Consider the following 11,700-nt stretch of genomic DNA (forward strand, 5'->3'; position numbering starts at 1 on the left):
TGACGGTGCGGGTGTCTCCGGGCTCGCCTTCCCAGTGCAGGGCGACGCGGTCGCCGTTGCCCGCGGTGACGTGGCGGTCGACGCAGTTGTGGGCGACGTTCAACGTGCCGCCGATGAACCACTTCGCGAACGGCGCATCCGACCAGTCCAGAACCTGCGACCACTCACCAGCCCACTCCAGGCGACGGGCCTGGGCCTCCCAGAACCCCAACCGGTCAGCAGCGGCCTCGTCGTAGGCGGACGCGGTCAGGTTCGCCGCGGCGGCGAAGTCGGCGGGAGGGGCGAACTCCCGGGTCTCGGTCGACAGGTTGTCCAAGGTCTGTCCGCTCATCGGTCCTCCGAACCACACCGGTGTGGCTGGTCACAGTAGGTGCGATCAGCGGCCGCGCGCGGATCGCGCGACGGACGGTGCCGCGACCGGGACGAACGGTCCACGAGCGTTACCCGGACCGCGCGCAACAGGACCTAACATCTACCGGACACGACCGAGACCGACAGGGGAGCACATGGCGTCGCCGCAGCCGGGTGAGCTGACGCGCGCCGGGGTGCCCTGGTCGAGGACGGACCCGGCCGCGGTGCTGGCCTCGGCCCGCCACATCGCCGACGACCTGGCCGACGGGCTCGCCGGGTCCAGGGTCAGGGCCGCCGCGCGCGGGGTGCGCAGGCTGCTGGGGGCCGCCGGGATCGGGCTGGCCGACCTCACCGGGCGGCCGGTGTGGGCGGGGTCGGTGCCGCCGGGCCCGCGGTGGGTGGAGCTGGTCGACCAGGTCCTGCACAACGAGACCCGCGCGGGCAGGCCGCCGCTGGTGGTCACCCCGCTGCACGTCCACGACGAACTGACCGGGGTACTGGTGGTGTCCGGGCAGGTGCGCAGGTCGGCCGTCGACGAAGTGGCCGACTGGATCACCGCGTCGCTGGAGCGCGCCCGGCTGGAGGCCAGCGCCGAGCACGCCGCGCAGGCCGAGCTGCGGGCGCTGCGCGCGGAGATCTCCCCGCACTTCGTCTACAACGCGCTCACCGTCATCGCCTCGCTGATCCACTCCGACCCCGAGCGCAGCCACGAGCTGATGCTCGACTTCGCCGACTACAACCGGTACAGCCTGGCCAGCCACGGCGAGTACACGACCGTCGCCGACGAGTTCCACGCCATCGAGACCTACCTGGCCCTGCAGCGCGCCGTCCTCGGCGACCGGCTGCGCGTGCAGGTCAGGGTCGCGCCCGAGGTGCTGGCCGTCGCCCTGCCCTACCTGGTGCTCCAGCCGCTGGTCGAGAACGCCGTCCGGCACGGCATCGAGCCGCGCTCGGCGGGCGGGACCATCCAGGTCACCGGCGAGGCCGAGGGCACCGACTGCGTGATCACCGTCGAGGACGACGGGGTCGGCATGGTCCCGGCGCGCGCCGAGGCGCTGCTGGCCGGGCGGGAGAACCTGGGCAGCGTCGGCCTGGCCAACGTCGACCGCAGGCTCCGCAACGTCTACGGCTCCTGGTACGGGCTGGTGCTCGAAACCGCCCAGGACGCCGGGACCAAGGTGACCGTCCGCATGCCGATGTTCTCCCCGGGAGTGATGCCCTGATGGCCAGCGGACTGCGCGTCCTCGCCGTCGACGACGTGCGCGCCGCCCTGGACGAGCTGTGCAGGCTGCTGCGCGCCGCGCCCGAGGTCGAGGAGGTGCTCGCCGCCGCCGACGCGCTCAGCGCGCTGAAGATGATCCAGGCCGAGCCCTTCGACGGGGTCTTCCTGGACATCTCCATGCCCGGTCTCAACGGCCTGGAGCTGGCGTCGCTGCTGGCCAAGCTCAGCGATCCGCCCGCCATCGTGTTCGTCACCGCCTTCGACGGGCACGCCGTCTCCGCCTACGGCATCGGCGCCCTGGACTACCTGCTCAAACCGGTCCGCGCCGAGCGCTTGGCCGACGCGCTGGCCAGGGTGGAGCGCTTCGTCGCCGCCCGCCGCGCCGCCGAGGCCACCGAGACCGCCCCGCCCAAGCCGGACGCCATGCCGGTGCTGCCCGTGGAGACCGACGGGCGCATCCGCTACGTGCGCCGCGGCGAGGTCCGCTACGCCGAGGCCCACGGCGACTACGTCCGCCTGCACACCGACAGCGGCGCCCACCTGGTGCGGATGCCGATCTCCCGGCTGCAGGAGTACTGGGAGGAGTCCGGCTTCGTCCGCGTGCACCGCGGCTACCTCGTCGCCATCGACGCGGTCCGCGAGCTGCGCAGCGACTCCGTCGGCGGCATGCTCGCCCACACCGACCTCGGCGACGTGCCCGTCAGCCGCCGCCACGCCCGCGAACTGCGCGAACGCCTCCTCCAGGCCGCGCAGCGCGGGGAACTGGGACGCCGATGAGCGGGCGCGCGCCGTGAGCCCGCACCGGCGGCAGGTCGTCACCAGCCCGCAGACGCGCCTGGCCCACGCCCGCCGCCGCCACCGCACGTCCTGGCGTCCACCCGCGCTCGACCCCGCTGACGCGCGCCGCGCGCTCGGCCTCTACAAAGCCCAGCGGGTCCGCGCCGCCACCGCGGTCGCCGCGCTGATCACGCTGATCGTCGGTCTGCCGGTGGTGCTGCGCCTCTATCCGGCCCTCGATGACGTCCGGCTGCTCGGCATCCCGGTGTCCTGGCTGGCGCTGCTGCTGCCCTACCCGGCGATGGTGGCCATCTCCTGGTGGCAGCTGCGCCGCGCCGAACGGGTCGAGGACCAGCGGGAGCCCGACCCGTGATCGTCGCGTTCGCCGTCGTCCCGGTCGTCCTGGTCACCCTGCTCATCGGGCTGCGGGGCGTGGCGGCCATGCGCACCACCTCGGACTTCCTCATCGCCTCGCGCCGGGTGTCGCCGCTGCTCAACTCGGCGGCGGTGTCGGGGGAGTACCTGTCGGCGGCGTCGTTCCTGGGGGTCGCCGGTCTCGTCGTCAAGGACGGCATCGGCGCGCTGTGGTACCCGGTGGGCTTCACCGCGGGCTACGTCGCCATGCTCGCGCTGGTGGCGGCCCCGATGCGCCGCTCGGGCGCGGTCACCGTGCCCGACTTCGCCGAGGCGCGGCTGGCGTCGACCTCGCTGCGCAGGCTCGCCGCCGTCGTCGTGCTGGTCATCGGCGGGCTCTACCTGGTGCCCCAGTTCCGCACCGCGGGCCTGGTGCTCAGCGCGGTCGGCGGCAGCCCGTACTGGGTGGGCGTGGTCATCGCCGCCTTCGTCGCGGCGATGACGCTGGCCCTGGGCGGCATGCGCGCGGCGACCTACGTGCAGGCCTTCCAGTTCGTGTTCAAGCTGGTCCTGTTCATCATCCCGGCGATCTGGCTGCTCATCGCCGCCGGTCCCCAGGTCCGCCACGAGGCCGTTCACCCCGCCGAGTTCACCCACTTCACCAAGGACACGCCGGTCAGCTTCGGACTCCAGGTCACCCTGGAACTGGACGAGCCGACGACCGTGCGCACCCCCGAGGGCCTGCTGGAGGTGATCCCGCCCGGCGAGCTGACCGTCGCGGAGGGCTCCACGATCGTCTTCGCCGAAGGCGCACCGGTGCCGGGTGCGCGCGGGGGAGCGCCGCCGGGCGCCGAGGGCTGGCAGCGCCCGCTGCTCGGCCCGATAGGTGACGGCTACCCGCTGCTCGGCACGCTCGCCGTCCTCATCGCCACCATGCTCGGCACGATGGGCCTGCCGCACGTGCTGATGCGCTTCCACACCAGCCCCGACGGCCGCGCCGCCCGCCGCACCGCCGCGCTCACCGTCGCCCTGCTCAGCGTCTTCTACCTGTTCCCCGGCATCTACGGCACGCTCGCCAAGGTGCTGGTGCCCCAGCTCTACCTGTCCGGGGCCACCGACACCGCCGTGGTCGCCCTGCCGTCGCAAGTGGACAGCGGAACGTGGGGGTCGGTGTTCACCGGCCTGCTGACCGCGGGCGCTTTCGCCGCCTTCCTGGCGACCTCGCTCGGCCTGCTGCTGGTCGTCGCGGGCGCGATCTCGCACGACCTGATGCCCGGCGGGCTGGCCCGGCTGCGCTTCACCGTCATCGGCGCGGCGGCCGTGGTCGTGCTGCTGGCGCTGCCGTCGGCGCGCATCGACGCGGGCGTGCTGGTGACCTGGGGCTTCACCGTCGCGGCGTCGACGTTCTGCCCGCTGCTCGTGCTCGGCATCTGGTGGTCGCGGCTGACCGTCGCGGGCGCGTTCGCCGGGGTCAGCGCCGGTCTGCTCGCCTCGGCGGGCGCCATCGCGCTGACCCTCTTCGCGCCGCCGTTCGACGGCTGGGTGGCCATCCTCATCGCCCAGCCGGCGCCCTGGTCGGTGCCGCTGGCCTTCGTCACCATGGTGACCGTGTCCCTGTTCGGGCGGCCCCCCGCCTGGTCCGGCGCGGCCATGCTGCGCCTGCACCTGGGCGAACGCGACGCGCCGCTGGCGTTGCGCGCACGTGACCTGGGCCACTCGTCCTGGTCGGCGCGCCGCTCGTCGGCCGTTCGTCGCATCACCCGTCGTTTGGGCCGCTGACCTCACACGGACGGGTGACGCCTCCCTAGCGTGACGCCGAACACCCCGTCGGAGGAGGCGCGCATGAGTTCCACCGAGTCCCAGGCTCGGCCCCCAGACTCAGACCAGTGGACCGAGGTCCAGTCCAGTGCCGAGTTCGTCGAACTGCGCAGGCGGCTGCGCGTCTTCGTCTTCCCGATGACCGCGCTGTTCCTGGTCTGGTACCTGACCTACGTCGTCCTCGCCGACTACGCCCACGACTTCATGTCCACCAAGGTCGTCGGCAACATCAACGTCGGACTGGTGCTCGGGCTCCTCCAGTTCGTCTCCACGTTCGCGATCACCACGCTCTACGTGCGCTACGCCAACCGCAAGCTCGACCCGCTGGCGCAGAAGCTGCGCGAGACCATCGGCGAGCCCGACGACGAGGAGAAGCGATGAACTTCCTCGCCCAAGGGGTCGAGGGCAACAACCCGGCCCTCAACATCAGCATCTTCGGCGCGTTCGTCGTCGTCACGCTGATCGTGGTGTTCCGCGCCAGCCGCAACACCAAGACCGCCGCCGACTACTACGCCGCGGGCCGCTCCTTCACCGGCAGCCAGAACGGCGTCGCCATCGCCGGTGACTACCTCTCCGCCGCGTCGTTCCTCGGCATCGCGGGAGCGATCGCGCTCAACGGCTACGACGGCTTCCTGTACTCCATCGGCTTCCTGGTCGCCTGGCTCGTGGCGCTGCTGCTGGTCGCCGAGCTGCTGCGCAACACCGGCAAGTACACGATGGGCGACGTCCTCGCCTTCCGCATGAAGCAGCGCCCCGTCCGCGCCGCGGCGGCGACCTCCACCATGGTCGTCTCGTTCTTCTACCTGCTCGCCCAGATGGCGGGCGCGGGCGGCCTCGTCGCCCTGCTGCTCGGCATCACCAACAAGGCGGGCCAGGCGGCCGTCATCGCCGTCGTCGGCATCATCATGATCATCTACGTGCTGGTCGGCGGCATGAAGGGCACCACCTGGGTGCAGATCATCAAGGCGGCGCTGCTCATCACCGGTGCGCTCGCCATGACCATCTGGGTGCTCGCGCAGTTCGGCTTCAACCTCTCCGCCCTGCTCGGCAGCGCGGTCGAGGCGGGCGGTGCCAACGGCGAGGCGCTGCTCAACCCCGGCAAGCAGTACGGCGTCAGCGAGACCAGCAAGCTGGACTTCCTGTCCCTCGGCCTCGCCCTGGTCCTGGGCACCGCGGGCCTGCCGCACATCCTCATGCGCTTCTACACCGTGCCCACCGCCAAGGAAGCCCGCCGCTCGGTCGTCTGGGCCATCTGGCTGATCGGCATCTTCTACCTGTTCACCCTGGTCCTCGGCTACGGCGCGGGCGCGCTCGTCGGTCCGGAGGCCATCGCCGCCGCACCCGGCGGGCCGAACTCCGCGGCCCCGCTGCTGGCCGAGGCGCTCGGCGGACCGGTGCTGCTCGGGTTCATCGCCGCGGTCGCCTTCGCCACGATCCTCGCCGTCGTCGCGGGCCTGACGATCACCGCGTCGGCGTCCTTCGCCCACGACATCTACGCCAACGTGATCAAGCGCGGCAAGGTCGAGGACAAGAACGCCGAGGTCCGCGTCGCCCGCATCACCGCGGTCGTCATCGGGATCGTGGCGATCGTCGGCGGCATCATCGCCAACGGCCAGAACATCGCCTTCCTCGTCGCCCTGGCGTTCGCGGTGGCGGCCTCGGCCAACCTGCCGACGATCCTGTACTCGCTGTTCTGGAAGCGGTTCAACACCACCGGCGCGCTCTGGAGCATCTACGGCGGTCTGGTGATCTGCGTCGGGCTGATCATCTTCTCGCCCGCGGTCTCCGGCAACGCCAAGGCGATGTTCTCCAGTGCGGACTTCGACTGGTTCCCGCTGGCCAACCCGGGCATCGTGTCCATCCCCGCCGCGTTCCTCCTCGGCTGGATCGGCACCCTCGTCGGCCGCCGCGCCGACGCGAAGAAGTACGCCGAGATGGAGGTCCGTGCCCTGACCGGCGCGGGCGCCGAGAAGGCGGTCGACCACTAGCGAGCGCCCGCCCGAGAGCAGGCTGCCCCCGTCCACCCGAAGAGGGAGGGCGGGGGCAGCTGTCACCCGTGATCACATCGGTACCGCGGTGATCTTCCGCGCCGCGCCGTGATCACGTAGACGTGGGTCATGTCCCCTCGGTGGTCCCTGGCCGTCCTCGTGCTGCTCACCGGCTGCGCCTTGCCCGACCTGCCCGGCGCCGAGCCGGGCCCGTCGAGCGCGGGCCCGCCCCCGTCCCTGTCCGCCTTGGGCGAGCCCAAGGCCGAGGACACCGGAGCCCACTACCGCCGCGACGACTGGGGCGACTGGGACTACGACCCGTCCACCAAGTGCAACACCCGCGAGCGCGTCCTCGCCCGCGACGGCACAGGGCTCGACGTCGACAGCCAGTGCAGGCCGCAGTGCCCGAGCGGGAAGTGCTGGACCAGCTCCTACGACGGCGAGGTCGTCGGCGACGCGGGCGACCTGCAGATCGACCACATCGTGCCGCTCGCCGAGGCCAACCGCTCCGGCGCGCGCAAGTGGTCGGCCGAGCAGCGCGGGCGGTTCTACAACGACATGGACAACCTCATCGCCGTGACCGGCAGCTCCAACCAGAGCAAGGGCGACGACGACCCCGGCCGCTGGCGGCCCGACCGCGGCGCCTGGTGCGACTACGCGACGAAGTACGTGACGGTCAAAGCCCGCTACAAGCTCAGCGTCGACCGCGCCGAACAGGCCGAGCTGGCCCGGATGCTCGACACCTGCTGAGCGGTGCGCGCATGCGGCGGGGCCGCCCCCTGAGGAGACGGCCCCGTGCGAGCAGGCGATCAGACGCCGGCGATGCTCTGGATCCAGCTGCGGTAGCGGGTCACGTTGGTGTAGTTCGTGACCGACACCCGGTCGCTGGTCGAGGCCACGCCGACCTGGCGGCCGTTGGAGAACATCGGACCGCCGGAGTCGCCACCGGCCGCGATCGCGTCGACGCGGGTCGCGCGGATGGCGAGGCCGCCGTAGGCGTCGCTGGCCGTGGTCGAGGTGACCCTGACCGTGCCGACCTTCAGGTAGCGGGCCTGGCAGTTGATCTCCGAGCCGCAGCGCGAGGTCGCGCCCCAGCCGTAGATCTGCACGTTCTGGCCCACGGCCACGTGCGAGGTGGTGCCCAGCGGCGCGTAGGTGGTGCTGATCGACCGGTCGATGCGGGCGATCGCCAGGTCGGAGCTGTGCCGGTAGATCTGCACGGCGTTGACCAGGGTGCCGCCCGAGTGCTGGTCGAGGCTGCCCACGCGGAAGGAGATGCCGCTGCCGTCGACGCAGTGGCGCGCCGTCAGGATGTAGGTCGGGGCGATGATGCTGGCCGAGCAGGTCTCGCGGCCGTTGGTGAACAGGCGGGCGGCCCACGGCGCGTTGCTCGCGTTGCCGCCGCCGATGATCAGCGGCTGGACGTCGAAGTCGGCCGGCGGGGCAGCCGGGGCCGCGGTGGCGGCCGGAGCGGCGCCCAGCAGCGCGCACGCGGCCGCGGTGATGGCCAGTGCAAGCTTCGTCTTCTTCATGAAACGCCTTCTCGATTCCGCGGATTGCTCCGCTGTGCAGGGGACGAATCGGGAATGGGAATGAGCGCGAAGAATGCACGACAAACACCGGTCACCGGGTCTGGACCTGCGCGTTTGCCGCTCACCCCGAGCGATCATGACCCGTTCTCCACCCTTACAGCGACAGCCGCACGATGCAAGGCCGTGACATTCACACCCATTCCCGTGCGTTCCCGTTCACACCTGCGGGCCAATGGCTCGATGCAGCGGTGAACGAGCGCTAACATCGGCTCTGACTTGCGGCAACGATGCCGCGGGCGGACCCGGGAGGCGGACTCGATGGCGCTGCTGCGCAGCTACGTCGGCGGACACTGGCAGACCCCCAGCGCGGCGGGAGCGCCGCTGCACGACGCGGTCACCGGCGAGGAGGTCGCCAGGATCTCCAGCGCCGGCGTCGACATGGCCGCCGCCCTGCACCACGGCAGGCGCGTCGGCGGCCCAGCCCTGCGCGAACTGACCTTCCACCAGCGCGCCGCGCTCCTCAAGGAGCTCGCCCTGCACCTCACCGAGCACAAGGACGAGCTGTACGCGCTCTCCGCGCGCACCGGCGCCACCCAGCGCGACTCGCTCATCGACGTCGACGGCGGCATCGGCGTCCTCTTCGCCTACAGCGGCAAGGGCCGCCGCGAGATGCCCAACGCCAAGGTCTACGTCGACGGGCCGGTGGAGCCGCTCGGCAAGGGCGGCACGTTCCTCGGCCAGCACGTCATGACCCCCCTGCACGGCGTCGCGGTGCAGATCAACGCCTTCAACTTCCCCGTGTGGGGACCGCTGGAGAAGTTCGCCCCCGCCTTCGTCGCCGGCGTGCCGAGCCTGATCAAGCCCGCCAGCCAGACCGCGTACCTGACCGCGCGCGTCGTCGAGCTGATCGTGGATTCCGGCCTGCTCCCCGAGGGCAGCGTGCAGCTCGTCTGCGGCAGCGCGGGCGACCTGCTGGACCACCTCACCCCGCAGGATCTGGTCGCCTTCACCGGCTCGGCCTCCACCGCCCAGCGGCTGCGCACCCACGAGGCCGTCGTGCGCAACGCCGTGCGCTTCAACGCCGAGGCCGACTCCCTCAACTGCTCGATCCTGGGCCCCGACGCCCGGCCCGGCACGCCGGAGTTCGACCTCTACGTCAAGCAGCTGACCGCCGAGATGACCGCCAAGGCCGGGCAGAAGTGCACGGCCATCCGCCGCGCCATCGTTCCCGCCGACCTGCTCGACGCCGTCGCCGAGGCCACCAGCGCGCGCCTGGCCAAGGTCGTCATCGGCAACCCGGCGAACCCGGACGTGCGCATGGGCGCCCTCGCGGGCCTGGAGCAGCGCGAGGAGGTGCGCCGCTCGCTCAAGGCGCTCACCGCCGCCGGGCAGATCGTCTTCGGCGACCCCGAGCGGGTGGAGGTCCTCGACGCCGACGCCGAGCGCGGCGCGTTCCTGTCCCCGGTGCTGCTGCGCGCCGACGGCGACCGCGCCGAGCCGCACGAGGTCGAGGCGTTCGGGCCGGTCGCCACCCTGCTGCCCTACGACACCGCCGAGCACGCCGTCGAGCTGGCCGCGCGCGGGCTCGGCAGCCTCGTCGGCTCGGTCGTCACCGGCGACGCCGACTTCGCCGCGTCGGTGGTCATCGGGGCGGCGCCCTGGCACGGCCGGATGCTGGTCCTGGACACCGACGACGCCAAGGAGTCCACCGGCCACGGCTCGCCGCTGCCGATGCTGGTGCACGGCGGCCCCGGCCGCGCGGGCGGCGGCGAGGAGATGGGCGGCGTCCGGGCGATCCTGCACCACCTGCAGCGCACCGCCGTGCAGGCCAGCCCGAAGGTGCTCTCAGCCATCACCGGGCAGTGGGCCGCGGGCGCACCGCGCCGCGAGGACATCCACCCGTTCCGCAAGACGCTGGCCGAGCTGCGCGTCGGCGACTCGGTCGTGGCCGGCCCGCGCGAGGTCACCCAGGCCGACGTCGACCACTTCGCCGAGTTCACCGGCGACACCTTCTACGCCCACACCAACCCCGAGGCCGCGGCGGCCAACCCGTTCTTCGGCGGGATCGTCGCGCACGGCTACCTGGTGGTGTCCTTCGCCGCGGGCCTGTTCGTCTCGCCGGAGCCGGGCCCGGTGCTGGCGAACTACGGGCTGGAGAACCTGCGCTTCATCACCCCGGTCTTCCCCGGCGACGCGCTGACGGTGACGCTGACGGCCAAGCAGATCACCCCGAGGGAGAACGCCGAGTACGGCGAGGTCCGCTGGGACGCGGTCGTGACGAAGCAGGACGGCGAGACCGCCGCGAAGTACGACGTCCTGACCCTGGTGGCCAAGTCCTGACAGAACGGGGAGGACCGGAACCGGCCCTCCCCGCTCTGTTTGTCCACAGCCGTCAACTCCAGACGGCCCCACCCCCCTCACGCCGGATAACCTGGCGGCGGGGGGCCGGACGCCCGAGCCGCGAAGCGCTACTTGGTCGCGGAGTCGACGATCACCACGGGCTTGCTGCTGCTCTCCTTCATGCTGAAGAAGCCCGCGTAGTTGCGCTGCACCTGCGAGCGCTCAGCCGAGCTCGGCTGGGAGTTCGCGCAGCTCACCGGCGCGGAGCTGCCGGACATCAGGTCAGAGCACAGGCCCGTGCGGCGGTCCGGCAGACCGAGCGAGTGGCCCAGCTCGTGGGTGGCGATGCGGACCACGTTGTAGCCCTGGTTCACCGCGGTGCGACCCATCCACACGGTGACCTGGCCGGTGGGGCGGACCGGCCCGAGGGTGGCGCGCGGCCAGCCGTCGTCGGCGAGCACGCGGATGTTGATCCGCTGCCCCGGCTGGGCCTTCACGATCCGCACGTTGGGTGCGGCGGCGTTCCAGATGGCGACGGCCTGGGCCATCTCGTCCTTGAACTCGGCGGCGTAGGTGTCGTCGTAGGTCAGGGTCGCGGCGAGCGCGGTGGGCGGCGCCGCCTCCGCGGCGGCGGGGGTCGCGGCGATGCCGGTGATCAGAGCGGCGCCGAGGACCACGTTCGTGGCCACCAGCGCGACAGTGCGTCGAAGCATTGCTTCTCCCTTGTGAGCGGCCCGGGACAGGGCCGTCCTCGTGGTGCCTTGCAGGGCGAGGGGACTCAGCCGAAGGGACGGCGACGACGTAGATCTCCTCCAGTAGTTAGCCGTACCCCGTGAGTTGCCAACGCTGTAGACATAGTGACCGCGATCACAGAAACTCGCTGCACGCTGACTGCGCGTGATGTACGAGGGGAGGTTTGAACCACCCATATAGCGGTTGAACAGCGGAAACAGTCCGCGAGGTGTCCGCTATGGGCGGTTCGTCCCGACACGCGTCCCAGTGGCTGGACGGTCGAGCAGGTGTGTTCGCTTCCGTTGTGCCGCAACGGGTTTGTGCCCCTCGGACGCTTAACCGACCCCCCGATTTGATCGTGGTTTGGCGGCCGTGTAACTTTCTTCCTGTCAGCGCGGAACGGGCCGGGAAAGCCGGAACGGAGTGCGACACACAAAGCCTGGAGTAACCAGCCTCCATGAGGTGTCGCTTGGTGCGGCTCTGATTGGATGTGCGTGTGTTGTTTGAGAACTCAACAGTGTGCCGATGAAAGCCAGTAGAGCTTTTATGAAGTGAACCCCTTTTGTGGGTTCCTTTGAGTAGATTG

Annotated in this window: 11 protein-coding genes; 8 read left to right on the top strand and 3 right to left on the bottom strand. The window is 71.3% G+C overall.

The window, feature by feature from the left end:
* A partial coding sequence (locus ACFPM7_RS30155; RefSeq protein ID WP_378251247.1) for an acetyl-coenzyme A synthetase N-terminal domain-containing protein occupies window positions 1–331 on the bottom strand: 331 nt, incomplete at its 3' end.
* Window positions 332–506: 175 nt separating this feature from the next.
* Here ACFPM7_RS30155 and ACFPM7_RS30160 point away from each other — a divergent pair.
* The 7 genes from ACFPM7_RS30160 to ACFPM7_RS30190 all read left to right on the top strand — a co-directional run bounded on the left by ACFPM7_RS30160 (window position 507) and on the right by ACFPM7_RS30190 (window position 7,260).
* A complete protein-coding gene (locus ACFPM7_RS30160) occupies window positions 507–1,574 on the top strand; it encodes a sensor histidine kinase (protein WP_378251248.1) in 1,068 nt (355 codons plus the stop codon).
* A complete protein-coding gene (locus tag ACFPM7_RS30165) occupies window positions 1,574–2,350 on the top strand; it encodes a LytR/AlgR family response regulator transcription factor (RefSeq protein WP_378251249.1) in 777 nt (258 codons plus the stop codon). The genes ACFPM7_RS30160 and ACFPM7_RS30165 overlap by 1 nt, the downstream gene beginning before the upstream one ends.
* A gap of 13 nt (window positions 2,351–2,363) precedes the next feature.
* Window positions 2,364–2,723 carry a hypothetical protein gene (locus ACFPM7_RS30170; RefSeq protein WP_378251250.1) on the top strand — a complete coding sequence of 120 codons (360 nt, stop codon included), beginning with the start codon at window positions 2,364–2,366 and terminating at the stop codon, window positions 2,721–2,723.
* Entirely contained in the window at window positions 2,720–4,483 is a 1,764-nt protein-coding gene (locus ACFPM7_RS30175; protein ID WP_378251251.1) for a sodium/solute symporter, read from the top strand. The genes ACFPM7_RS30170 and ACFPM7_RS30175 overlap by 4 nt, the downstream gene beginning before the upstream one ends.
* Before the next feature lie 63 nt (window positions 4,484–4,546).
* Window positions 4,547–4,903 carry a DUF485 domain-containing protein gene (locus tag ACFPM7_RS30180; protein ID WP_378251252.1) on the top strand — a complete coding sequence of 119 codons (357 nt, stop codon included), beginning with the start codon at window positions 4,547–4,549 and terminating at the stop codon, window positions 4,901–4,903.
* Window positions 4,900–6,510, top strand: coding sequence for a solute symporter family protein (locus tag ACFPM7_RS30185; protein ID WP_378251253.1), 1,611 nt, complete (start codon window positions 4,900–4,902; stop codon window positions 6,508–6,510). Before ACFPM7_RS30180 ends, ACFPM7_RS30185 begins: the two co-directional genes overlap by 4 nt.
* A 129-nt stretch (window positions 6,511–6,639) precedes the next feature.
* Entirely contained in the window at window positions 6,640–7,260 is a 621-nt protein-coding gene (locus ACFPM7_RS30190; RefSeq protein ID WP_378251254.1) for an HNH endonuclease family protein, read from the top strand.
* Window positions 7,261–7,319: 59 nt separating this feature from the next.
* Here the strand turns inward: ACFPM7_RS30190 and ACFPM7_RS30195 are convergent, their stop codons facing one another.
* Complete coding sequence (locus tag ACFPM7_RS30195) at window positions 7,320–8,042, bottom strand: S1 family peptidase (protein ID WP_378251255.1); 723 nt, start codon at window positions 8,040–8,042, stop codon at window positions 7,320–7,322.
* 318 nt (window positions 8,043–8,360) lie between these two features.
* Between ACFPM7_RS30195 and paaZ the strand changes: the two genes are divergently transcribed.
* Window positions 8,361–10,382: a phenylacetic acid degradation bifunctional protein PaaZ gene (paaZ, locus tag ACFPM7_RS30200; RefSeq protein ID WP_378251256.1), complete on the top strand. Its 2,022-nt coding sequence runs from the start codon at window positions 8,361–8,363 to the stop codon at window positions 10,380–10,382.
* A 128-nt stretch (window positions 10,383–10,510) separates the two neighbouring features.
* Here paaZ and ACFPM7_RS30205 read toward each other — a convergent pair whose 3' ends face one another.
* A complete protein-coding gene (locus ACFPM7_RS30205; RefSeq protein ID WP_378251257.1) occupies window positions 10,511–11,095 on the bottom strand; it encodes a snapalysin family zinc-dependent metalloprotease in 585 nt (194 codons plus the stop codon).
* Between the last annotated feature and the right edge of the window lie 605 nt (window positions 11,096–11,700).

Origin of the sequence: Actinokineospora guangxiensis, assembly GCF_042657845.1 — a bacterium.
Classification (GTDB): Bacteria; Actinomycetota; Actinomycetes; order Mycobacteriales; family Pseudonocardiaceae; genus Actinokineospora; species Actinokineospora guangxiensis.